The sequence below is a fragment of the Desulfovibrio sp. genome (assembly GCF_009712225.1).
Classification (GTDB): Bacteria; Desulfobacterota; Desulfovibrionia; order Desulfovibrionales; family Desulfovibrionaceae; genus Desulfovibrio.
This window is the reverse complement of the sequence record NZ_WASP01000002.1, coordinates 99,784-122,834: the sequence shown is the minus strand read 5'-3', so window position 1 is coordinate 122,834 and position 23,051 is coordinate 99,784. Positions and strand designations below refer to the sequence as shown.

The window sequence follows — 23,051 nt, the reverse complement described above, 5'->3', positions numbered from 1 at the left end:
GGTGTAAGAACAAAATTTTTGTTCGCGCTCTGCGCGGGCGCTGCCTATTGACAGCCCCTGGCAGACACGCTATGTCCTGTCGTTCTAAAAGCTCATTTTTTGAGCGCAATATCCCATATGGAGGGAAATAATGCCCACGATTAACCAGCTTATCCGCATCGAGCGGAAGGCCGTGGTGAAGCGCAAGAAGACCCCCGCCCTGCAGGCTTGCCCGCAGCGCCGTGGCGTTTGCACCCGCGTTTACACCACCACCCCGAAAAAGCCTAACTCGGCTCTGCGTAAGGTCGCCCGTGTGCGCCTGACCAACGGTATCGAAGTTACGGCCTACATCCCCGGCGAAGGCCACAACCTGCAGGAACACTCCGTGGTGATCATCCGCGGCGGTCGTGTAAAAGACTTGCCCGGTGTCCGTTACCACATCGTGCGCGGTACTCTTGATACGTCCGGCGTGGCCGACCGTCGCAAGAGCCGTTCCAAGTACGGCGCCAAGCGTCCCAAGTAGTTTTTTTCATTCGGCGTGTGCCATGCGGCCCGCCTGGCTGCTTCCTTGGAAGCGCCGGTCGCCGCGGGGTTTGGTGCCGCCGCCGCCAATCAAGCATGAAGGAGAAACCCCATGCCCCGTAAAGGTCCTATCCCGAAGAGGGAAGTGCTGCCCGATCCGTTGTACTCCAGCCGCCTTGTCACCAAGTTTGTGAACAGGCTTATGTTCGACGGCAAGAAGGGTGCAGCCGAAAAGATTTTCTACAGCTCCCTTGAGACCCTGGCAGAAAAGACGGGCGAAGAACCCATGCGCGCCTTTGAAAAGGCCCTGGACAACGTGAAGCCCCACATGGAAGTTAAGGCCCGCCGCGTTGGCGGTGCCACCTACCAGGTGCCCATGGAAGTGCGCCCCGAACGTCAGGTTTCCCTGTCGATTCGCTGGCTTATCAACTATGCGCGTTCGCGCGGTGAAAAGGGCATGACTGCCAAGCTTTCCGCCGAACTGCTGGATGCTTTCAACGGTCGCGGCGGCGCGGTGAAAAAGCGTGAAGACACGCACCGCATGGCCGACGCGAACAAGGCTTTCGCTCACTACCGCTGGTAAGAGGGCCTTCCGCTTTATTCTGAATTCAGCCCGACGCCGCGTCCGCAAGGAAGCGGCGTCGGCTTTGCACCACACCGCATCCGCAGTATGGAGGAAACACCGTGTCCCGCACCGTTGCTGTAAACAAACAGCGTAATATCGGCATTATGGCCCATATTGACGCAGGCAAAACTACCACTACCGAACGTATTCTTTTTTATACCGGCGTTAACCACAAGATTGGTGAAACGCACGACGGCGCCTCCACCATGGACTGGATGGAGCAGGAACAGGAACGCGGCATCACCATTACCTCCGCCGCGACCACCTGCTTCTGGAAAGACTGCCGCATCAACATCATCGACACCCCCGGCCACGTTGACTTCACCATCGAAGTGGAACGTTCGCTGCGCGTGCTCGACGGTGCCGTGTGCGTGTTCGACGCCGTTGCCGGTGTTGAGCCCCAGTCTGAAACCGTGTGGCGTCAGGCTGACCGCTACAATGTTCCGCGTATCTGCTTTGTGAACAAGATGGACCGCATCGGCGCCAACTTCTTCCGCTGCGTGGACATGATTCACGACCGCCTGGGTGCCAAGCCCGTGCCCTTGCAGTTGCCCATCGGCAGCGAAGACAAATTTGAAGGCGTGGTAGACCTGGTGCTTGGCAAGGCCATCCGTTTCGACAAGTCCTCCAAGGGTGCGGAATTCACCGTTGAAGACGTGCCTGCCGACATGAAGGATCTGTACGACGAAAAGCATCACGAAATGCTTGAAGCCGTGGCAGAAGAAGACGAAGCCCTGCTCGAAAAGTACCTTGGTGGCGAAACCCTCACCGAGGAAGAAATCATTTCGTGCATCCGCAAGGCCACCATTGCCCGCAACATCGTGCCGGTGCTGCTGGGTTCGGCTTTCCGCAACATGGGCGTGCAGCCCCTGCTTGACGCCGTGGTGGACTACCTGCCTTCTCCTGTGGACATCCCACCCATGCCCGGCCACATTGCTGGCAAGGAAGATGAAGTTGTTGAATGCCACTGCGACGACAAGGAACCCCTTGCCGGTCTGGTGTTCAAGCTCTTCTCCGACCCCTTCATCGGTCACCTTTCGTTCTTCCGTATTTATTCCGGCTTCCTCGAATCCGGCATGACCGTGTACAACGCCAACACCGGCAAGCGCGAACGCATCGGCCGCATCCTGAAGATGCACGCCAACAAGCGTGAAGACGTGAAATGGGCTGGCGCTGGCGACATCGTTGCTCTCGTGGGCCTCAAGAACGCCTCCACCGGCGACACCTTGTGCGACGAAAAGCGCGAAGTGATCCTGGAATCGTTGAACATTCCTGATCCGGTTATCGAAGTGGCCATCGAGCCCAAGACCAAGGCCGACCGCGACGCTCTTTCCGCCGCTCTGAACAAGCTGGCCAAGGAAGATCCGTCCTTCCGCGTGAAGGGCGACGATGAAACCAACCAGACCCTGATCGCCGGTATGGGCGAACTGCACCTGGAAATCATCGTTGACCGCCTCACCCGCGAATTCAACGTGAACGCCAACGTGGGCAAGCCCCAGGTTGCCTACCGCGAAACCATCTCCAAGCCTGCCAAGTCGGACCTCAAGTACGCCAAGCAGTCTGGTGGTCGCGGTCAGTACGGTCACGTTGTGATCGAGGTTGAACCCAACCCCGGCAACGGCTACCAGTTCGTCAACTCCATCACCGGCGGCGTTATTCCCAAGGAATACATCCCCGCTGTTGACAAGGGTATCAACGACGCCCTGAAAGCCGGTGTGCTCGCTGGCTTCCCCGTTGTGGACGTGAAGGTCAACCTGATCTTCGGTTCGTACCACGAAGTCGACTCTTCCGAACAGGCCTTCTACGTGGCCGGTTCCATGGCCATCAAGGACGGCATGCGCAAGGCTACCCCTGTGCTGCTCGAACCCATCATGGACGTGGAAGTGGTTACCCCTGAAGAATACCTTGGCGACGTCATGGGCGACCTCAACGGCCGCCGTGGTCGCGTGCAGAGCATGGAAGCCCGCGCTGGCGGCGCACAGAGCGTTCGCGCTCAGGTTCCGCTTTCCGCCATGTTTGGCTACGCCACCGACCTGCGTTCGCGCACCCAGGGCCGCGCCACCTTCACCATGCAGTTCGACCATTACGAACGCGTGCCCGCTGCCATTGCTGAAGAAATTCAGAAGAGCCGCACATAGTCTGATCTGTGCGGCATAGCCGCACTAGGTTTATACGGCGGGGGAGGAAGCGTTACAGTTTCCTCCCCCGTCTTGCATCCGGGGCAAATTTGCAGTTGTTGACCGTGCGGTAAAAGTGCATTCTGCACTGGGAGCACGTTCACTTTTTCAAAGTGGATCTGCCTGACGGAACAGGTATCGGTCATATCGCGCAGGCTCTGGAAACAGCCGGGGCGGCTGCGGCACAGTCAACGATGTTATGGAGTAGGTAATGCAGGACGATCTGCCAAAAGGTTTCAGGGCCGGTGCAGCGGCGGCATGCTTTAAAAAGGCTGGCCGTGATGACCTTGGCATCATAGTTTCAGACATAACCGCCGTGCTGGCGGGCATGTTTACCCAGAACCTGTTCAAGGCCGCGCCCGTGCTGGTGTGTCAGGAAATACTGGCAAGCCGTGGAACGGCCCGCGCTGTGCTGGCCAATTCCGGCCAGGCCAATGCCTGCACCGGCGACGAAGGCCTTGCCAACTGCCGGGCCACCCAGGCCATGGTTGCGGGCCTGACCGGGCTTGAGGCCGATGAAATCCTGCCCCTTTCCACAGGCGTTGTGGGTGCGCACCTCAAGATGGATCTGTGGCTCGAGGCTGTGCCCTCACTGGTCAAGAATATCGGTACACGCGATGCCGAGGGCTTTACGCGCGCCTTCATGACCACCGACGCCTTTCCCAAGTTTTCCATGCGTGAGGTAACCCTTGCTGGCGGCACAGTGCGCCTCACGGTCATGGCCAAGGGTGCGGGCATGATCTGCCCCAACATGGCCACCATGCTTTGCGTGGCCCTCACAGATGCCAAGGTGGAGCGTGAACCGTGGCAGGCCATGTTTGGCCGCGCGGTCGAAAAAACCTTCAACCGCGTGAGCGTTGATGGCGATACCTCCACCAATGATACCATTCTTGGTCTTGCCAACGGTGCTTCTGGCGTTGTGGCACAGAGTGATGCGGATCTGGCTTTGCTGGAAGAAGCCTTGACCGATATTCTCGGTACCGTGTCGCACATGCTGGTCATGGACGGCGAGGGTGCCAGCAAGGTCATCCATATTACCGTTACCGGCGCTGCCAGCGACAACGACGCCCGCACCGTGGCGCGCAGCGTAGGCCATTCGCAGCTGGTCAAAACCGCCATCTACGGCGGAGATGCCAACTGGGGCCGCATAGTGACCGCCGTGGGTTACAGCGGTGCAAAGTTTGACCCCACCAAGGTCAGCATGAAGCTGTGCGGTATCGAGCGCTTCCGCAAGGGATGCCCGGTCAATGAAGACCAGGAAGACGCACTGGCCGAACTGCTCAAGGCCAAGGACGTGCAGGTGGAAATTGATCTGGGCGGCGGCACGGGTTTTTATAACTTTCAGGCGTCCGACCTCGGCCACGAATACGTGAGCCTCAATTCCGACTACCGCTCATAGGCATTGCCCGTAGAGCACGGCCAGCCATATTTGAGGCCCGCACCGTTTCAGGCATTGCCTGGCGATGCGGGCTTCGTTGCGTGGAACGTACCGCACGGGCTCGTGCCACGTATGTACAACTTTCGTGATGGGCAGTGCTGGCGTTGCGGGTGAGGGTTGCCCAAACGCCTGCCCGTCAGAAGAGCCGTGTCATCCGCGCGAAGCTAGAAAACAATAACCTGCTTGCCCACCATGGTTTCGGAAGACTGCCGCATGTGGGCCTGTCGCACTGTATTGGCAGAAAGCCCTGCAAGCGTGTCGGCCAGCGTGGTGCGCAAGGTGCCCGCTTCAACCATGCGGGCCACGGAGTCGAGGATCTGCCCCTGTCGGGCCATGTCATGGGTGTGGAACAGGGATCGGGTGAACATGAATTCCCAGCAGATGCGGGCGCACTTGGGCTTGAAAAGGGTTATGTCCAGCGGGCCGGAAGGGTCGTCGATGAGGCACACGCTTCCTTGCGGGTTGATCACCTCGGCCATGGCGGCCCAGTGATCGGCTGCGTGGGTGGTGCAGAAAATGGCGTCTGTCTGGGGCAGTCCTGCATCCTTCAGGCGGGCGGGGATGTTGTCGCGTCCGATCACCACGGATGCTCCCAGTTCCTTGCACCATTGCGCTGAATTGGGCCTGCCTGCCGTGGCTGCCACCGTTATGCCTGCCCATGCGGCAAGCTGGATGATCATGGAACCCACACCGCCAGCACCGCCGATGACAAGCAGACTGCTCCCCTGATTTGCACCGGGGGCGGCAACAAAGCCGAGGCGGTCAAATACGCCTTCCCACGCTGTTATGCTGGTCAGCGGCATTACAGCAGCCTCGGCGTTGCTGAGGTTTGACGGCGCAAGCGCGGCGATACGGGCGTCCACAAGCTGAAATTCGGCATTGCTGCCATCGCGGGTAAGGTCCCCCGCATAAAAAACCCTTTGACCAGGGGTAAACGGACCGGCCTGCGGCCCCACAGCCACCACTTCACCAACGGCGTCCCAGCCAAGAACGCGTTGCACACCCTGTTCAAGTCTTGCAAACACCTTGGTGTCCACCGGGTTCATGCCTGCCGCAGCAACTTTAACCAGCAGGTCATGCGTGTCGGGCGCAGGCACAGGCCGCTCCTGATCTGTGAAGGCCTGGGGTGATTCCGGGCTGAGGCCGCCAGTAGCGATAACTGCGTTCATGGTATGCTCCTGTGGTTTGTATTTGTCTGGTAGAGGGCCAGACAGGCAGGGCCTGACAAATCCTGCCTGCCTGCGCCCCCCATGAATCCCGGCGGCATACCTGACACAACAGGCTGTGCCGCCCATGCATGAGGCAGCTTTGCAGGAAATCTTTACTCCCCTGCCTTGCAGCCTCACGGGCAAAACTCACGCAGCGTTGTGATCTCCGTGCGTTTTGCCTTTGCCTAGCTATAGGCATGGTGGATTGAAAAGTGAAATTAATAGTTGTTGTGGGATTGAGTAGATTTTATTATTGATGAGGCATGAAACAGCCAGATCTAGAAATCGACCTGTTACGCACCTTTGTCACCGTAGCGGAAACAGGCAGTTTTACTGCGGCGGGTGATGTTCTTGCCCGCACGCAGTCGGCCATCAGCCAGCAGATACGCAGGCTGGAAAGCATTGTGGGCAAAAGTCTTTTCAACCGCACAAGCCGTGCCGTGGTGTTGAGCGCTGATGGCGAGCTGCTGCTGGCCCACGCCTACGCCATCATTGCACGCAACGACGAAACTCTGCGTCTCATGACAGCCCCGCCCATTGAGGGGCGCATGCGCCTTGGCGTGGCGGAGGACTTTATACCGAGGCAGCTGCCGGTGCTGCTTTCCCGATTTGGCAAGGCGCATCCGCAGGTGCGGCTTGAGCTCATGACAGGCCTCTCGACCATGCTGGTGGAAAAACTCAATGCTGGCGAACTGGATCTTGTGATTGCCAAGCGCGATGCCCAGCCGCAGACAGGTCGCGTCATATGGCGCGAAAAACTGGTGTGGATAGCCTCGCCCGAATTCATGCCAGACGTCAATGGCACGCTGCCGCTGGTAGCACTGCCAACGCCCTGCTCGTACCGGCGCATCATGCTGGATGTGCTGCGCGCGGCGCAGCTGCCCTGGCGCATCTCGTGCACCGTGCACAGTATCATGGGCTTGCAGGCTGCAGTTATTGGCAACCTCGGGCTCTCTGTGCTTGGACGTTCCTTTCTGGGGCCAGGGCTTGTGGAAGCGCCAGAATCGTTGGCTCTGCCAGCTATGCCCGATACTGAAATAGCTGTTTTTGGCGAGGAGACCGCCAGACTCGATCTTGCGGATTGCCTCGTAAAATTTTTGACCGACGCGCTCGAGGGGCTTACGGGAAGCGGTCGTCCACTGCCCATGGAAATTGTAGGGCAGATATGCGCGTGCAAAACACTGTCGTAGCGCTGGTTGTCCCCGCGGTAGGGCGCATGCTGGACAGGTTCGCAAAGCCGTTCTAGTGTTCTAGAACGGAGGAAGTGATGGAAGATACTTTTTTTGTCCGGCATTATCTGGAAAAAGTTGCTTCCTGTCCTGTGTGCGGAGGTCAGCAAAGCCAGATTGTCTATGAAGCTGGCGAGGGTGTAATGGCGCAAAAGTGTGCTTGCGGCGCATACTATTGCGACCATCGTCTTAATCAGGCTGGCCTGTCTGCATACTGGCAGGATTATCAGAACCGTGAACACAGCGCGGTAAAGGAAGAATGCGCCCAGCGGCAGCGCATGTATGTGGTGGACTACGAGTATATTGCGCAGTTTTTAAACCCCGGCGCCAAGGTGCTTGACGTTGGCTGTGCCGACGGCCTCTTTCTGGACATGTTTGCTGCCGCTGGGCACGAGTGCCACGGTGTGGAATTCGGGCATGAGGCGGCGCTAAAGGCGGCTCAAAAGTATCCTGTTCAGGAAGGGTTTTTTCCTGATCTGGACATAACCCCAGGTTTTGATCTGATCATATTTCGCGGCGTATTGCAGTATGTGCATGCGCCGCGCCGCTTTTTCAGCAAGGCTGTATCGCTGCTGGCTGCGGGCGGGCTTGTATATGTGACTGCCCAGCCCAACATGGAGTCTTTTTGCCATCAGGTGTTCCGCAAAAGATTCCGCTTCAGCCTTACCCCTTGTGACTGTGTGGGCTACACGCCGCAATCGCTGGCAGGCGAATTTGCGGCACTGGGCTGCAGCACAGTGGGGCAGACATTTTTTTACGAGGAAACCCCGTACGCAAACCCCGCGTGCGACATTCAGGCCGTTAGCAGGGCCGTGGATGCGAGGAACAAGGGGCAGGAGCCAGAAGGACTCTCTCCGCCTTTCTGGGGTAACATGATGACCATGGTCTTTCGCAAAGATTAGGTTTGCCAGCCGCAAATAAAAAATCCCGGCGCGGTAACACGCCGGGATTTTTTGTTTGTATGCAAAAGAACGGTGGCTAGAGGTTCTCGGCCACCCAGTCGACAATCTGGGTCATGCGCGTGAGCGTGTGTTGCTTGTTGCGCTGCCGCTGGCCAATTTCTTCCATGGTACCTTCAACACGATAAATACGCCAGTCGCCCTCTGTCAAAACACCCAGACGCACAGCTTCGTTTACCGCGGCCCTGGCATCGCCCGGTGAACAGAACAGGTCAAATTCCTGCACGCCGGGGTCGAGAATCACTTCCGAGCCGCTGGCGATATCAACAATGTAGTTGCCCGGTGCGTAGGTGTACACAAAGGGGCAGGGCTCGACAGGGGCGGCGGGTGCAGCTTCCTGGGCGGGCTGGGCCTTGGTACAGGCTAACAGCGCAAGACCCAGCAGGGCAATGCAAACAAGGCGTGCGTACATTATTGACCTCATGTGCTGTGGTTTCAGCGCCGGGAAGCAGCCATTGCGCGCAGGCGCTGGATGCGTTCTTCCAGGGGCGGATGGGTGCTGAAGAGGCTTGCCATGCCGCCGTGGGCGAACATGGGTGTAACAATGAACATCTGTTCCGTACTGGGGTTGCCTTCCTGCATGGGAATCTGGCCGCTGGCCATGCCCAGCTTGTTCAGCGCGCCAGCAAGGGCCAGCGGCTGGCCGCACAGCTCTGCGCCGGTGTCGTCGGCCAGATACTCGCGCGAGCGCGATATGGCCATCTGGATAAGGCCTGCAGCCATGGGAGCCAGCAGCGCCATGGCAATGGCTGCAATGGGGTTGGTTCCACCGCCTTCTTCGTCACGGTTGCCGCCGAAGATGGCCGTAAACTGAAAAATATTGGCAAGGGTCACAATGGCAGACCCCATGACGCCCGCAATGGTCTGAATGAGAATGTCGCGGTTGACGATGTGCCCGATTTCGTGGGCCACGACGCCGCGCAGTTCTTCGGGCGAGAGCAGGCGCATTATGCCCTCGGTAACGGCAACCACGGCGTTTTCGGGGTTGCGGCCCGTGGCAAAGGCATTGGGGGCCTCTTCGGGCACTACGCACACGCGGGGTTTGGGAATGCCCGCATTGTGGGCGAGTTCTTCAACGATTTTATGCAGGTACGGGGCTTCTTCTGGCGCGAGTTCGCGCGCGTTGTACATGGAGAGCACAATTTTGTCAGAATACCAGTAACTGCCAACATTCATGAGCAGGGCAAGGCCAAAGGCGAGTATCACGCCAGTGCGGCCACCCATCAGGCCACCGAGCAATATTATGATGGCGGAAAGCAGGGCAAGCAGAAGAACAGTCTTGATCTGGCTGGTCATGCGTTTTCCTCACAAGCAATATTTTGCGGCGGTTATTGCCGCATGCTTCTTACATTATAAGCACTCTGGGCGTGGTGGCAAGAAGACAGGCATCAGGGATGGCGCGCGCGCCACCAGAGCTGGAACACCAGCAGGGTCCACAGCGGCTTGCGCAGGTCGGACCGGCCAGAGACGTGCTCGTCCATCAGGGCGCGCACCGCCTTGTAATTAAAGATGCCCTGGGCCTTCAGTGCGCTTTCGCCCAGCAGGTCTTCCATGAGCGGACGCATGCGGCCCCGCAGCCACTGGGCCACGGGAATCTGGAAACCGCGCTTGTTGCGGTACAGGATTTCGTCTGGCAGCAGCTCGGCAAAGGCTTTTTTGAGCAGCCACTTGCGCTTGAAGCCATGCAGCTTTTTGCTGACAGGCAGGCGGGCGGCAAATTCCGCAACATCCTTGTCGAGGAATGGTGCACGAACCTCAAGGCTGTGAAGCATGGAGCAGCGGTCAACCTTGACCAGAATGTCGTCGAGCATGAACTGGCGGGCGTACACATGGAAGGCCCGTGCCAGAGGCGAGGCCGCACCCTGGGGCTGCCAGTGCTCGTACTGCTCGCGGGTGGGGGCAAAAAGTGCCTCGGGTGCGAGAAAACCGGGCTGTTGTGCCTTGAAGTCCGCATCAAGAACGGATTCCTGCATGTCGGGCGTAAAGGCCGTAAGCATGGTCTGCACGCGCTGCCAGGCCGGGGCGTTGGCAGCACGCAAAAAGGTAGCAACCGCAAGGCGCGGGTTGATATACCCGGCGGAGGAGGGCAGCATGCCAGCCAGCGGTTCAATGACGCCCTTGCGCAGGGCTGCCGGAGCGGCGTTGTACCACTGGGCAATCTTGAAACCGATGTAATGCTCATAGCCGGCCCACAGCTCGTCGGCGCCGTCGCCGCCCAGAGCCACCGTGACCTTTTCGCGCGTAACGCCCGAAAGCAGCCATGTGGGAGCAACAGAGGCATCGGCCATGGGCACATCCATACGGCTGATGATGCCTGGCAGGGTATCTGCGCATTCCTCGGCCGAGAGCACGCGCTCGTGGTGGTCTGTGGCAAAGGCCTTGGCCACTATGCGGGCATAGTGTGACTCATCGTAACTGGCCTCGGTAAAGCCGATGGAAAATGTCTTGATGGGTGTTGACGACTGGCGTGCCATAAGCCCGGCCACGATGGAGGAATCGATGCCGCCGGAAAGAAAGACGCCCAGCGGCACGTCGCTGACCATGCGGCGGCGCACGCCCCGCGCCAGAAGATTGCGCAGTTCTTCGCACAACTCTTCGTCGCTGCGGCGGTCTGATTCGTCGGGCACGGGCATATCCCAGTATCTGGCAATGCGCACGCCGCCTTCCTGCACCAGCAGCATGTGGGCTGGGGGCAGGCTTTGCACCTCGCTGTACATACTGTTGGGCGTGGGCACGTACTCATAGGCCAGATAGCGCATGATGGCCTGTGGGTCGGTGCTCAGGGTCAGGTGTTTGAGCTGTTCAAGGCCTGTGAGCTCGGAGGCAAAGTAGAGTCTGCCGTGCTGTACGGTGTAAAAAAAGGGTTTTTTGCCAAAGCGGTCGCGCGCGCAGAACAGGCGGCGCTGATGGTTGTCCCACAGGGCAAAGGCAAACATGCCGTCAAAGCGCGCAAGGCAGTCCGGGCCCCAGATGCGGTAGCCCTCAAGAATGACTTCGGTATCGGAACTGGTCTGAAAGCGGCCACCGAGGGCGGTCAGCTGTTCCTTGAGTTCGGCATAGTTGTAGATTTCGCCATTGAAGGTGACGGTCAGTTGCTCATCGGCGCTGTGCATGGGCTGCCCGCCGCCGGAAAGGTCGATAATGGAAAGCCGTCTGTGCCCCAGGCACACCGGCCCGCGACTCCACTGGCCCTCGCCGTCGGGACCACGATGGGCCATGCGGTCGGTCATGGTCTTGACCCATTGCCCTGCCTCAGGCGTGAGGGGGGTGGCGTCTATCTGACAGATGCCTGCTATGCCGCACATGACCGCTTCCAGATCGTATAATGTTTGATAAAAATATCCGCCAGCCGCTGATTGTTGCGGGTGGGATCAAACATGTCTGCCGCAAGGTGCTTGCCGTTGAGGGCCAGGGTCTGTGCCAGGGGGGCGTTGTCCGCAAGGCGCAACAGCGCCTCGGCCAGGGCTTCCGGATTGTTGGGGGGCACCGCAAGGCCGGTTTTACCGTCAATAACTACTTCCGGCAGGGCGTTGACCGTGGTGCTTACCACGGGCAGACCGTAGGCAAGGGCTTCGATAACCGTGTTGGGGATGCCGTCGCGGCGGCCAGATTCGTGCACAACGCAGGGCGCGGCAAAGATGTCGTGCTCGGCCAGTATGCGCGGCAGCTCGTTGTGCGAGATGATGCCCGGCAGCAGCACACGGTCTTCCAGCTGCAGGTTTTCGCGCAGGCGCAGAATTTCCGCTTCCATGCGGCCAAGACCCATTACTGCGCCGCCGCCGCCCGCAAGGGTCAGTCTGAAATCAAGCCCCTTGTCGCGCAGAATGCCGCAGGCCTTGATAAGCACGTCAAAGCCCTTGGTGACGTCAAAACGGCCAAGCGCCAGCAGGCGCACGGGCCGTTCCATGGGAGCCTGCTCCCGGGGCTGGGCCGGGGGCTCTGCGGAATCGTTCTTCGCAGGCAGGGGGGGCAGGGTAAGGCTGTTGTAGATAAGCTCAACCTTGCCCAGTGCCTGACCCCTGTCAAACACTTCAATGCGTTTTTTGTCGGCCACGTTGTTGGCACGCACAAAGAAAGCTGCAGTGAGCTTGTCGCCAAGATCGGGGTCGGCTGGTTCGAGGTTGTCGCCGCGCGCGGCAGTGGCAAAGGGTACTCCAGCTATCTGCGAGGCAACCCAGGCTGCGGTGGCCGTGCCACGCGGCCAGGGCGCGTAAATCATGTCTATGCCAGCATCCTTGAACAGGCGGCCCAGATACATGCCAGCGCAGAAGGCCCACAGGTTTTCACCCAGGGTTTCCCAGCTGCGCCAGTGGCGAAAGATCGCCTTGCGGAAGAGCCGGCCGGTGCGCAGGGGGTGCAGCAGTATCTGGCGAAAGCATTCGCCAAGCACACGCCCCAGCGCGCGCATACCGTAGGTATGGGTTTCACCCGCCACTGCGCGCATTTCGTTGGAACAGTGGCGCAGGTTGGGGCCATACAGGCTGTAGACCGAAAGCGGCAGCAGACCTTTGAGGCCTTCTACTTCTCGAAAAATAAAGGGCTGTGTGAACAAGGGATACCACAGCAGAACATAGGCCACATGCGGCAAGCCCGTTTTGAAAGCGGGACGGGAGGCCTGGGTGCTGGTTTCCGGCATGGTTTTCTCCAAGGGCGGCAGGCTTTCTCAGCTGGTTGCTGGGTATTGGCCCTGTTCCGCATCTCTGTTCGATATGGTCAATAACTATATTTTTTGATTACTGAAACTGATTTTTTAAGGGCTTGCTTCGGCATACGTCCAGTCGCCTCTGCCCTCGGGTGTGGGAGCAGTGGAACCCAGCTCACGACGCAGCTCGTCCATGGTCAGGCAGCACACGCTGTAATTGCGGTGCAGCCAGTCGAGCCAGTGGCCAACCTTGGCAGTAAACTTCTTTACCGCTGCGGCATCTGGCAGGTGGGGGGTGCAACCAGGCATCATCTCGGACGAATGCCAGGTCAGGGATAGTACGCGTCCACCGCGCGCCGCATACAGCTTTGTGACAGCGCGCATGGCCCACAGGGGGTGGTAGACGGGCAACAGGGCCAGCGCCCCCCATGTTTTGAGGCTGGCGCGCGCACGGGCGGCAAGAGAGGCGGGCAAGGACCGTATGAGCCCCGGAAGCTGCGGCAACAACGGCGTCACCGTAAGCGGAACTTCAAAAATTCTGTTCTGGCCCGTGGTCACCCAGTAGGGATTGCCGGGGGCGTCAAAGTGGTCTGGCCCAAGTCTGGGCGATTCGGCGCAGTGCAGGGGGCGCACCGAGGCGTCACAAAGAATGCCCGCAGCGGCAAGCAGAGGCCAGTGATTACGGTGCAGATCCCACCTGCCCATGCGGAAAGACGTCATGGGCTGGCCTTTAAGGGCCTTGCCCGCTTCCATGAGCGAAGCAAGTTTTGCGGAAAAAAGCGCGTCTGGCACATCGACGGCGGGAACCCGGGCCGCCGTGTCGGACAGGCTTTGGTCCGTACCGTCCAGCGTCAGCGGCGGTGTGTTCCAGTGGTGCAGATGCGCGCCTATTTCGGCCTTGTGCTCATCGCGCAGCCAGATCAAGGTATCGCGTGAGGCCGGGTCGGCCAGGACGCTGTGGGCGCAAAACAAGGTCGGGCGAATTCCCATGCCGCACAGGGGCACCAGGTCTTTCAGGCTGGAGGTGTTGCGGGTGGAAAATCCCCGGCGGGCATATTGACCGCCAAAGAGCCCTTCCTCCTCGACATCCAGGCTAACGACCAGGTAGAGCGGCTGCCTCGGGCTCATGCGTGACCTGCCGCTCCCGAACCCAAGGGGGTATGGATGCTGCCAGCAGCTTGGCTGTCGCCCCTGCCGCCAGTGGTACGCCAGTACTGGCGGCTTTCATCAACATACAGGCGCAGCAGTGCGGAAATGTTGTTTTCGCGGTCAAACATCTTTTCCACCCGGGCCCTCCCTGCCTCGGCCATGCGGCTCGCATGCTCGCGGTCTTCAACCATGTGGCGCACGGCATCGGCCAGCGCGTGCGGGTCGCGCTGGGGTGTGAGCATGCCTGTTTCTCCGTTGATGATAACCTCGGAGATGCCACAAACATCGGTGGCAATGACGGGCATGCGGTGCGACAGCGCTTCCATGATCACGTTGGGGATGCCGTCACGGTCGCCGTTGCTGTGCACAACGCTTGGCATGATGAGCATGTCGTGGTCCAGCATGTAGCCGCATATTTGATCGTGCGGGATAAAACCGGGCATGTGCACAATATTCTGCAAGCCCATACGGTCGCGCATGCTTTTGAGCTTGAGCCGCCAGCGGCCATCGCCCACAAGTGTGAGGCTCACGGGCACATTCTCGCGCTGGAGGCGGGCCATGGCGGAGAGCAGGTCAGGAAATCCCTTGGTGCGCGCAAACCGGCCCACGGCAAGCAAACGGTAAGGGGGGCGCATGCTGACGGCGCACTGACCCTTGGGCGTGAAGGTAAGGCTGTTATAGATGGCGTGCACTTTTTCTTCCTGCCCTGCAGGGCAGAAACTGCGCAGCCAGTTTACGTTGGCGTGGTTGTTGGTGCGGATAAACAGGGCGTCGGCGGATTTTTCGTGTAGCAGGCCATCTTGTGGGTAGATGTCGCCAGCGCGGCCTGTGAAAGCAAAGGGAATGCCAGTGAGACGCGAGGCCACCCAGGCCGCCGTGGCGGGTCCGTTGGCCCAGGGTGAATGGATCAGCTTGACGCCGTCACGCATGCAGAGCTCGGCAAGCAGAAAGCCCGCCATAAAGCACCACAGGTTTTCGCCCAGTGATTCCATGTTGCGCATACGGCGAAAAAAGCCCTTGCGCATGAGGTTCCAGACCTTGAGCGGGTTGCCGGAAAGCGCCCTCAAAAATGCCTTGATGATGCGCAGTGTGCCACCAACTCCAAAGCGTTCGACCGGACCGGGAAAGTTGCGCATTTCTTCGCTGCAGCCACTCAGGCTTTTGCCATACATGGTGTATGCGCGAATGGGCAGGCCGCGCGCCATGAGCTGCACGACCTCGCGAAAAATAAAGGTTTCGGAGGAAAGGGGAAACCAAAGCAGAACGTATGCGATAAGCGGCAGATCTTCAGGCATCTGCTTTGATGCGCCTTCATCTGCATCTGCGCCTGTAATGTGCGTCATGGTTTTCTCCAGAGCAAACAAGAGCCGGGCCAAAAGGCCCGGCATGGCAGACGATCACACCGCCTACCCAGAAAAAGCGAACAGGCCGTATCTCGCCGCCTGGCTGGGCGGCAGAGCGGGCGTTTCAACGCCCGCTCTGGCAACAGTTCGACCACCACACGGGTCGCAATGGATTTACGCTTCGCCGCCCTCGTTGGCGTGCTGGCGCTTGTAGTCGTCCACAATGGCCCAGGCCTTGGGAATTTCTTCCTTCACGGCGTCGAGAGCCTGGCGGATGTGGTCTTCGTTGTGGGCGGCGGAGAGGAAGAAACGCAGGCGGTCTGTGCCTTCCTTAACAGCCGGGAAGGTAATGGGCATCACATAGATGCCGCGCTTGAACAGCGCATTGGACAAAAAGCCCGCAACCATGGGGTCACCCACCATGACGGGAACCACCGCGTAGCCTTGGGCCGCGCCCGTATCAAGGCCGATGCTGGCGGCGTATTCAATAAAAAACTTGGAAATTCTTTGCAGCTTGTGCACCCGTTCGGGTTCACGCAGCATGATTTCCAGGGCCTTCTGGCAGGCCACGGCAATAATGGGGGGCATGCCCACGCTGAACACAAAGCCCGGTGAACCGTATTTGAGGAACTCGATGAGTTCGTGGCGACCGGCAATAAAGCCGCCGCAACCGCACATGGACTTGGAGAGGGTGCTCATCCACATGTCCACTTCGGTGGGATCGATATTAAAATATTCATGCGCGCCGCGCCCGGTGGCGCCCAGCACGCCCAGCGAGTGGGCTTCGTCCACCAGCAGCATGCAGTCATAGCGCTTTTTCAGTTCGATGATACGCGGCAGGTCGGGGATGTTGCCATCCATGCTGAACAGGCCTTCGGTAACGATAACGGCGCGCTTGTGCTCGCCGCGCTTGGCCTTGAGCAGTTCTTCAAGGGCGTCGCAGTCGTTGTGGGCGTATGAATAACGGGTGGCACTGGAAAGGCGTGCACCCTGCACGAGCGAATTGTGGGCTAGGCCGTCATGGAAAATGGCGTCACGGTGGCCAAAAAGAAAGCCCAGGGTGGAGACGTTGGTGGCGTGCCCACTCACATAGGCAATGCAGTCTTCCACGCCATACAGCTTGGCAAAAGCCTGTTCAAGCTCGCGGTGCGGCGGACGCTCACCACCCACAAGGCGGCTGGCGCCAGCCGACGTGCCATAGATGGCGGCGGCTTCGGCAACGGCAGCGGTAATTTCAGGATGCCCGTTTATATCCAGATAATCGTATGTGGAAAAGTTGAGATATTCTTTGCCAGCAATAAACGTGGTGGCCTTGGCCGCACGTTCGTGGCAAAGAAACAGAGGATTTTCCATCCCCATCTTGGCTCCCATTTCCACAAGCCGATCAAAGGCGAGCTTGGAACGCGTGCGGTTGAATCCGGAAGCGCTGCTTTCGGCGGCGGCGGGAGTTTGCGCCGCCTCTTGGCCAGCCTGACAGGAATGGTTGTTCTTCATGCCTCATCCTCGTAAATTTGTCCAAAATAGCCTGACCGGTGAAACCGAATGGGGGCTGCAAACGGCAGGCGCAACATTGTAAGGAGTTAATATAGCCAAAGCAAGAAACTATGGCAAGCAACGATTGAAACGGCGTCAGCTCTTGATTTGCAGCCTGTTTGGGGTAATTGTCTTTTATAATATGTGGTGTGTGCGGCGGGTGCTGGCTGGACAAGCAGGTAGATATCTACTACCATAATCCGTTACCCAAATGGTCGCAATGCCCCTTTTGCCCTGCCCCGACCCGCTCGGGTTGCCGGGCTTTGGCCCTTTACAGGCACGAAAATATGCGTCAGGACTCCCAAAATCCAGCACAAGGCATGCATCAGGACGAAATCGCCCTTGATGGCGCGCGCTATGCCAATTTGCACCAGGCGGGCCAGCAGTGGCGCATTGGTGCGGTCAATCCCGCATGGCGACAAGAACTGCTCGCCCTGCCTGCCAATCCTGACAGCAACGATCTTGTCCGGCTCGAAGATCGCGGCCTGTGGATTGCACCCGTGCGAGGCGAAGGCGTGCCCCCGCTGGCGGTGATGTGCTGCGGTCTTGGTTCCGTGTGGCCTGGCATGGGGCGCGAACTGTACGACAATTTTCCCGTGGCCCGCGCGGCCATGGACCGCCTTGCCGCAGTGGCCGACTGGGACTTGCTTGGTATCATGGATGAAACGGATGTGGAAAAGATCAGCCTCACGCGCTGGCAGTCTCCCTATCTGTTCATGTTTGAATACGCCCAGTGGAGCGTTCTGGCATCTCTGGGACTGAACCCCACGCTTTTTTGCGGCCATAGCCTTGGTGAAATGATCGGGATGTGTCTTTCGGGCATAATTGAACCCGAAGTGGCGTGGTACATCATTGATACCCGCGCCGTGCACATGGGCGAAATGGAAGCAAGGGCCACCCGTGAGACGGGCATGATGGCCGTGCACGCCGATATGGATATCATTAGCGAGGCCTGCGCCACCTGGCCCGCCCTGTATGTCTCCAATTACAACACGCCCCACCAGTTCATTCTGAGTGGCCCGCGCGAGGTACTGCAAGAGGCCCGCAAGAGTCTGCGCAAGCGGCGCATTCCTGCCATCGTGCTCAACGTGAGCCTGGCCTTTCACCACCCCAGTATGCGTGTGCTGCGCGATATTTCGCTACGCCGCCTGAGTGCACTTGATATGCATGCGCCTACACGGCCCTTGCTGAGCTGCATTAACGCGCAGTTCTACCCCGGTGACCCCGCATCTACCTGCACGCACATCGCCGATCTGGACGAAAATTCAGTGCGCTGGACAGAATGTGTGCACACCATGTGGAACCGCGAAGGTATTCGCAATTTTCTGGAGCTTGGCCCGCAGGACACCCTGTGCAGCCTGGTGGCAGACAACGAACCCCGCGCCGTATGCTTTGCGGCTGGCCGCAAAGGCCGCGAGGTTGAAGGCCTGCGTCAGGCCTGCGCACGACTGTACTCGCTCGGCTATCTCACGCGTGAAGGCGTGGAAGGCCGAGTTCGTGCGGCTGGCGGCGAAGCGCGTCTGCTGGCGGGCAAGCCCGCGCCCCATTGTGGTCTTCGTCCGGCTGCGCCCCAAAACGGTATGGCGGGGTCTGCGCCTGTGAGCGATTCTGCTGAGGCTCAGGCCGAGGCAACCCCGCAGACGGCGGAAGTGAATACCACGCCGGAAGCGGCCGCATCATATGCGGACAGCCTGGCGGCGGTGCTGCAGATTCTGGCACAGGCCTGTGGCAGACCTGTGGAGGACCTGCGCCCAGAGATGGATCTGCGGTATGACCTTGCCCTGCGATCCAGCCGCTTTCCTCTTATTGTTCAGGACGTGGAAAAGGCGCTCGGCATCAGCGTGAATTTTGAAGACCTGTTGCAGGTCTCAACGGTGGGCGATCTTGCCCGTGTGCTTTCTGGCGGGGTTTTTGCCGCTGGCGACAAACGAGATGTCGCGGCAGAAAAAGTCAGCGCCACGGCCTGCCTGTGCGCAGAACCCCTGCGTCGCTATGCGCCGCTGGTTGCCCCACCTCCGGCAGATGCAACTGTCAGTCTTGAGCCGTTGGCGCTTGACCCCCGCACCGCGGGTTTGAACCTGCAGCCGGGCGATGTGCTCGCGCTGTGTGTGCTGGACGTATATATTCTGCCGCGCCTGCTGAGCGGTATTGCGCCGCTTGGGTGTGTGCTTGCCGTGCCGCAACACCTGCTTGAACAGTGCAGAACCCTGATCAGGTCTGGCGCGCAACTTGTTTCTCTGGCCGTAAACCCGGCGGAATGGGCTGAAGATGGGCAGGCTGCCAGCCAGTTGCGGGATGCCATAAGTGTCCTTGCAGAAGCGCACGGCCACGTTGACGGCCTGTTGTTTGTGCCGCCCGTGGCTGCGGGTATCATGACGGCTTCGCCGGAAACGCAGGGTTGCACTCTCTCCGCCTCCAGCATGGGGAACCTGCTGCAGGTCGCCCTTGATGCGGCCTGGCCCCACGGCCTGCGTTTTGCCAGCACGGTCACTGTGCTGCCACCGTCTGCGGAAAACTGTATTTTTGACGCGCCGCTTGATCAGGTGCTGGAAGCCTTCGGCGTCAGCGGTCCTGCCGTGCGTGGCATACGCATGCTGCACGGTCCGGAGAGGGCCAGTCTGGACGAATGGGGCGACATGCTTGCCCGCGAGCTTCTGTGCGGCACGGCCTCCCGGGTTGTATGGGCGCGCCCCGGCTCACTGGCCGGTTCTGTGACCTGTAGTGAACCAGAGGCCCCGCAGCTGATCCGTTCGTGCCCCGATCAGTTTTCACTGGTGTTTCCCGACTCTGCGCCGCCTTACCGTCCGACTGCCACACTGTTTCAGGGCAGCTGCCACTTTTCGCGCTTTGCGGATACGGCGCTGGCCACTCATGGTGCGCAGTGTGGCAATGCCCTGGGGGCGACAGTTCCCACGCTGCCGACGTGCCGCAGCCTGAGCGCCCTTCTTGAAGGCGCGCGCCAGTGCCTGCCGTGGCTGAAGGTTTCCGGCTTTTGCGATCTGCGCTTTTTTGACGCGCCAGAGCTTGCCCCGGGCGTGACACGCGAATGCCGCGTTACAACCGAGGCCGAACCCTGGCTGGTACAGGAAAAAGTAATGACCCGCATGTGCCGCAGCGCCCTTTCTGTGCGCGGGCTGACGCCCAACGGGCGCCATACGGCCCAGTACACGCCGGTCAGCGAGGGAATGGTATGGCTTGCAGCGCACCGCAGTGAAGTACGCCCTCTGGATATTGATGCTGCGCAGGTCGCAATTGCTGGCGATGCGGCAGGCGGCACGGTGGATGTGTCTGGATATTACACTGCGGCGGGGCTGGGTGCAGAGTGGCATCTGGTGGACAGCTTTGTCGCTTTGCCAGATACTCTGTACGCGGCCAACCTGCGATTGCCACAGTCGCGCATTGCCCCCGGCCTTGATTATGGGTATACTGATGACATGCTTGTGGTAGAAGGTGTAATGCAAGCCGCACGGCTTGCCATAACATCTGAATACTCAAAGCATTTTGACGATGCTGCCGCCATGGCCGAGGCTGTGGAGTCGTGGCGTCTTCATGCCGTCGGCTTCATTCGCATTGGCGCAGCCCCGGCAAGCGGCCCGTTACATGTGCTTATGAAACGATCCTGGTCTGCCAAGCGTCTGCGCCGTTTTGACGCGCAGGTGGTTGATCAGAAGGGGACTGTTTTTTTGACCATACACCATCTTGAATTTGACCGACGCGATCGGGCCGGACTTGCATCAGCTCTGACTCCGTCGATATAAACACACAATCTGCTCAGCGTTGGCCAACGCAACTACGCAAAGGGTGCCAGATGCTCACTGCGCAAGCAAATCTTACCACACGTTTTTTTCTGCTGCTGATGATTTCGGCGGCGCTGCTGGCCGGGGCCTGTTCCAAAAAAGCCGGGGTCAAATCGCCCGAACTTCCTGCCAAGCACTGGCTTCAGGAAGCTCCTGGTGTGCCGGTCGAAAACAAGGCCAAGCTTGAGGCGGCCGTACCCAATCTGTACGATCCCAAAAAGGTCTTTTCATTTGAAGACTGCGTGTTCCTAACCATCCAGCAGTCCCCCGCCCTGGTCAACAGCGCGGTGAACATCGAAATCAAGCGGCTGGCGCAGACAGATGCCGTGTGGAAGTACCTGCCGGAACCGCACATGAACTTTACCGTGTCCAACAATCTGACGCGGTTCAACATGGACAATTCCAACACCCCGAGCGACTACGGCCAGACCCGTTTTCGCGTCGGCTTTTATGCGGCCTTCCCCAACCCCATGGCCACCTATTTTGAGCATCAGGTGCAGACGGCCATGGTCAATCTGGCTATCTCCACGCACCGCAAGGCCGTGGGCAAGGCCATCGGCAGGATTGGCGAAGCCTATCTGCAGCTTCAGGCCCAGCAGAAAATTGTTGAGGCGCAGAAAGAACTGCTGCCCTTGGGCAAGGAACTTGTGGACTACTGGCAGAAGGTCGAATCAGTCGATGGCCGTCAGGGCGTGTCGCTCAACCTTGCCATCCAGCACCAGCGCGAGCTTGAACTCAAGCTTGAGCAGACCAAGATGAAGGAAATCATGCAGCGTACCCAGCTCAAGATACTTGCGGGTGTTGAACCCCAGCAGCGTCTTGAGGTCGACACCAAGAGCGCGGACACCGTACTTGCTGGTTTTGACGGCCACAAGCTGACCTGGGAAGACCGCTGGCCCGCCACCGAAGACGAACTTTTGCTGCGCGGCCAGGTCAAGCTGAGCGATTACAACATCATGGTTGCCTGGGCACAGTACATGCCCACCATGAGCATTGCCGTGAACAACAGCCCCCCCGCTGGCCAGTATCAGCCCGTCAACGGCAAGGAGGACACGTTCCTTCATCTTACGTTTGATTTCCCGCTCATTGACTGGGGTCGCCGGTACCGTGGCGTGCAGACCGCCCGCATGAACAAGGCTCAGGCTTTCCATGAACTGGCCCGCAAACGCACCGATTACTCCAACAAGTGGTTGCAGTGCGAACAGCGCGTGGCGCTTGCCGAAACGGAACGCAAGCTTGCCAAAACCCGTCTGGACACGGCCAGCATGCAGTTCAAGGAAGCGCAGATATCCTTTCATGAAGGCATAGTGCAGCTGCCCGATGTAGCCACAAAGCAGGAAGACATGGTTCAGGCCCGCATCGCCTACATTACTGCCGACCTTGATTATAAGCTGGCCATGCTTGAGTGGATGGATCTTTCCAACTCGCTGTCCCAGCGGTTCCTCGGACTTCCTGCCAAGGAGGTGCTGTAATGCAGAAAAAGCAGGATTCTATCGTGGCATCTGCGCTAAACCGTGCAGTTGCCACTGCGGTCCTTGCCGTTGCCCTGATCGCCGGGGGCCTGCTGTGGGCCCTGGATGCAGCCGTAGCAGCTGAAAGCGGCTCTATCGGTGCTGGCGCAACGATTCTGACGGGTAAGGTTGTTACCACTGTTACCCGAGCAGTGCCGGTGCCCTTTAACGCGGTGGTTGACGAGGTGCTGGTCAAGCCCGGTCAGGCGGTGGACAAGGGCGCTCCCCTGATGCGCTATCATTTGCAGGAAGAAGCCGAACGCGTGTTGCAGCGCGAAGTGACCACCGGCGCAGGCACTGAAGACCTGAAAGGACAGGTGCTCGACCTTGAGCGTCGCCTTGCAGAAACTGCGGCCCAGCGCAACAAGGCCCGTCAGCTTGCCGCTTCGGGGCTCGGCTCTGCCCAGGCCTCAAGCAGGCTTGAAGACGATGTGCACTCACTGCAGCGCCGCATAGATCTTTTGCGGACGACCATACAGAAGTCTGAAAAGAATTTTTCTGCCCGTCTTGAAGAACTGAGCGGGTATTTCGGTACCACTATCAAGGAAGGCGAACGTCTGCCAGCTTCGCTTACCCTGACCACGCCCATTGATGGCTATGTGCTTTCGCTGGATGGCACTCTCAACCCCGGTTCGCTGCTTGGCGCGGGTATGGCTCCTGTCCGTGTGGGCAGGCTTGACCCCGTGTTGATTCAGGTTCCCGTGTATGAGGCTGAAATCAGCGGCATCAAGGCTGGCGACTCTGTTGAGGTGGAAATCCCCTCGCTTAACAACAGAAAATTCGCTGGTACGGTCAATGAGATATCCTGGGTTTCCAGCGATATGAGCGTCTCCAATCCTTCGTACTACTCGGTTGAGATCACTGTTCCCAATCCAAATCTGGAGCTCAAGCCCGGATTCAAGGCAGTAGTGCGTTTCAAGGGGAGCAGGTAAGCCTCCT

At 59.3% G+C, this 23,051-nt stretch carries 17 protein-coding genes; 9 read left to right on the top strand and 8 right to left on the bottom strand.

Features of this window, described 5'->3' with window-relative positions:
• Nucleotides 1–130 precede the first annotated feature (130 nt).
• From rpsL to argJ, 4 genes are all read left to right on the top strand, one after another.
• Entirely contained in the window at nt 131–502 is a 372-nt protein-coding gene (gene rpsL, locus F8N36_RS00960) for a 30S ribosomal protein S12 (RefSeq protein WP_008683436.1), read from the top strand.
• 111 nt (nt 503–613) lie between these two features.
• Entirely contained in the window at nt 614–1,084 is a 471-nt protein-coding gene (gene rpsG, locus F8N36_RS00955) for a 30S ribosomal protein S7 (protein ID WP_192112713.1), read from the top strand.
• 101 nt (nt 1,085–1,185) lie between these two features.
• Nucleotides 1,186–3,264 carry an elongation factor G gene (fusA, locus tag F8N36_RS00950; protein ID WP_291330879.1) on the top strand — a complete coding sequence of 693 codons (2,079 nt, stop codon included), beginning with the start codon at nt 1,186–1,188 and terminating at the stop codon, nt 3,262–3,264.
• Nucleotides 3,265–3,514: 250 nt separating this feature from the next.
• Complete coding sequence (argJ, locus tag F8N36_RS00945; protein ID WP_291330878.1) at nt 3,515–4,702, top strand: bifunctional glutamate N-acetyltransferase/amino-acid acetyltransferase ArgJ; 1,188 nt, start codon at nt 3,515–3,517, stop codon at nt 4,700–4,702.
• A gap of 203 nt (nt 4,703–4,905) precedes the next feature.
• Here argJ and F8N36_RS00940 read toward each other — a convergent pair whose 3' ends face one another.
• Nucleotides 4,906–5,910 carry a zinc-binding alcohol dehydrogenase family protein gene (locus tag F8N36_RS00940; protein WP_291330877.1) on the bottom strand — a complete coding sequence of 335 codons (1,005 nt, stop codon included), beginning with the start codon at nt 5,908–5,910 and terminating at the stop codon, nt 4,906–4,908.
• A 302-nt stretch (nt 5,911–6,212) separates the two neighbouring features.
• Between F8N36_RS00940 and F8N36_RS00935 the strand changes: the two genes are divergently transcribed.
• Nucleotides 6,213–7,139, top strand: a complete 927-nt coding sequence (locus F8N36_RS00935; protein ID WP_291330876.1) for a LysR substrate-binding domain-containing protein — start codon at nt 6,213–6,215, stop codon at nt 7,137–7,139.
• A 77-nt stretch (nt 7,140–7,216) separates the two neighbouring features.
• Nucleotides 7,217–8,080 carry a class I SAM-dependent methyltransferase gene (locus F8N36_RS00930; RefSeq protein ID WP_291330875.1) on the top strand — a complete coding sequence of 288 codons (864 nt, stop codon included), beginning with the start codon at nt 7,217–7,219 and terminating at the stop codon, nt 8,078–8,080.
• Between the two features lie 76 nt (nt 8,081–8,156).
• On the opposite strand, the gene F8N36_RS00925 is transcribed toward F8N36_RS00930, so the two are convergent.
• From F8N36_RS00925 to F8N36_RS00895, 7 genes are all read right to left on the bottom strand, one after another.
• A complete protein-coding gene (locus F8N36_RS00925; RefSeq protein ID WP_291330874.1) occupies nt 8,157–8,549 on the bottom strand; it encodes a DVU_2496 family lipoprotein in 393 nt (130 codons plus the stop codon).
• 23 nt (nt 8,550–8,572) lie between these two features.
• Entirely contained in the window at nt 8,573–9,433 is an 861-nt protein-coding gene (locus F8N36_RS00920; RefSeq protein WP_291330873.1) for a zinc metalloprotease HtpX, read from the bottom strand.
• A 92-nt stretch (nt 9,434–9,525) separates the two neighbouring features.
• Complete coding sequence (gene asnB, locus F8N36_RS00915; protein WP_291330872.1) at nt 9,526–11,442, bottom strand: asparagine synthase (glutamine-hydrolyzing); 1,917 nt, start codon at nt 11,440–11,442, stop codon at nt 9,526–9,528.
• Nucleotides 11,430–12,773: a glycosyltransferase family 4 protein gene (locus F8N36_RS00910; RefSeq protein ID WP_291330871.1), complete on the bottom strand. Its 1,344-nt coding sequence runs from the start codon at nt 12,771–12,773 to the stop codon at nt 11,430–11,432. The genes asnB and F8N36_RS00910 overlap by 13 nt, the downstream gene beginning before the upstream one ends.
• A gap of 114 nt (nt 12,774–12,887) precedes the next feature.
• The gene (locus F8N36_RS00905) at nt 12,888–13,907 is read right to left on the bottom strand and encodes a glycosyl transferase family 1 (protein ID WP_291330870.1); all 1,020 of its coding nucleotides are present in this window, start codon (nt 13,905–13,907) and stop codon (nt 12,888–12,890) included.
• On the bottom strand, nt 13,904–15,271 hold the full coding sequence (locus F8N36_RS00900) for a glycosyltransferase (RefSeq protein WP_291330869.1): 1,368 nt from the start codon (nt 15,269–15,271) through the stop codon (nt 13,904–13,906). The genes F8N36_RS00905 and F8N36_RS00900 overlap by 4 nt, the downstream gene beginning before the upstream one ends.
• 174 nt (nt 15,272–15,445) lie before the next feature.
• The gene (locus F8N36_RS00895; RefSeq protein ID WP_291330868.1) at nt 15,446–16,765 is read right to left on the bottom strand and encodes an aminotransferase class I/II-fold pyridoxal phosphate-dependent enzyme; all 1,320 of its coding nucleotides are present in this window, start codon (nt 16,763–16,765) and stop codon (nt 15,446–15,448) included.
• Nucleotides 16,766–17,091: 326 nt separating this feature from the next.
• Here F8N36_RS00895 and F8N36_RS00890 point away from each other — a divergent pair, with 326 nt between their 5' ends.
• Genes F8N36_RS00890 through F8N36_RS00880 form a run of 3 tightly spaced genes read left to right on the top strand, consistent with a single transcriptional unit; the run spans nt 17,092 to nt 23,044 of the window.
• Nucleotides 17,092–20,562: an acyltransferase domain-containing protein gene (locus F8N36_RS00890; protein ID WP_291330867.1), complete on the top strand. Its 3,471-nt coding sequence runs from the start codon at nt 17,092–17,094 to the stop codon at nt 20,560–20,562.
• A gap of 50 nt (nt 20,563–20,612) precedes the next feature.
• Nucleotides 20,613–22,073: a TolC family protein gene (locus tag F8N36_RS00885; protein ID WP_291330866.1), complete on the top strand. Its 1,461-nt coding sequence runs from the start codon at nt 20,613–20,615 to the stop codon at nt 22,071–22,073.
• Nucleotides 22,073–23,044, top strand: coding sequence for an efflux RND transporter periplasmic adaptor subunit (locus F8N36_RS00880; protein WP_291330865.1), 972 nt, complete (start codon nt 22,073–22,075; stop codon nt 23,042–23,044). Before F8N36_RS00885 ends, F8N36_RS00880 begins: the two co-directional genes overlap by 1 nt.
• Nucleotides 23,045–23,051: the final 7 nt, after the last annotated feature.

Bases quoted from the DNA above. Each gene is read 5' to 3' on its own strand.
- F8N36_RS00905 (WP_291330870.1), bottom strand. From the start codon at position 13,907: ATGAGCCCGAGGCAGCCGCTCTACCTGGTCGTTAGCCTGGATGTCGAG.
- F8N36_RS00920 (WP_291330873.1), bottom strand. From the start codon at position 9,433: ATGACCAGCCAGATCAAGACTGTTCTTCTGCTTGCCCTGCTTTCCGCC.
- F8N36_RS00925 (WP_291330874.1), bottom strand. From the start codon at position 8,549: ATGTACGCACGCCTTGTTTGCATTGCCCTGCTGGGTCTTGCGCTGTTA.
- F8N36_RS00895 (WP_291330868.1), bottom strand. From the start codon at position 16,765: ATGAAGAACAACCATTCCTGTCAGGCTGGCCAAGAGGCGGCGCAAACT.
- asnB (WP_291330872.1), bottom strand. From the start codon at position 11,442: ATGTGCGGCATAGCAGGCATCTGTCAGATAGACGCCACCCCCCTCACG.
- F8N36_RS00885 (WP_291330866.1), top strand. From the start codon at position 20,613: ATGCTCACTGCGCAAGCAAATCTTACCACACGTTTTTTTCTGCTGCTG.
- F8N36_RS00910 (WP_291330871.1), bottom strand. From the start codon at position 12,773: ATGCCGGAAACCAGCACCCAGGCCTCCCGTCCCGCTTTCAAAACGGGC.
- F8N36_RS00890 (WP_291330867.1), top strand. From the start codon at position 17,092: ATGCGTCAGGACTCCCAAAATCCAGCACAAGGCATGCATCAGGACGAA.
- F8N36_RS00940 (WP_291330877.1), bottom strand. From the start codon at position 5,910: ATGAACGCAGTTATCGCTACTGGCGGCCTCAGCCCGGAATCACCCCAG.
- rpsG (WP_192112713.1), top strand. From the start codon at position 614: ATGCCCCGTAAAGGTCCTATCCCGAAGAGGGAAGTGCTGCCCGATCCG.
- F8N36_RS00900 (WP_291330869.1), bottom strand. From the start codon at position 15,271: ATGACGCACATTACAGGCGCAGATGCAGATGAAGGCGCATCAAAGCAG.
- F8N36_RS00930 (WP_291330875.1), top strand. From the start codon at position 7,217: ATGGAAGATACTTTTTTTGTCCGGCATTATCTGGAAAAAGTTGCTTCC.
- argJ (WP_291330878.1), top strand. From the start codon at position 3,515: ATGCAGGACGATCTGCCAAAAGGTTTCAGGGCCGGTGCAGCGGCGGCA.
- F8N36_RS00880 (WP_291330865.1), top strand. From the start codon at position 22,073: ATGCAGAAAAAGCAGGATTCTATCGTGGCATCTGCGCTAAACCGTGCA.
- rpsL (WP_008683436.1), top strand. From the start codon at position 131: ATGCCCACGATTAACCAGCTTATCCGCATCGAGCGGAAGGCCGTGGTG.
- F8N36_RS00935 (WP_291330876.1), top strand. From the start codon at position 6,213: ATGAAACAGCCAGATCTAGAAATCGACCTGTTACGCACCTTTGTCACC.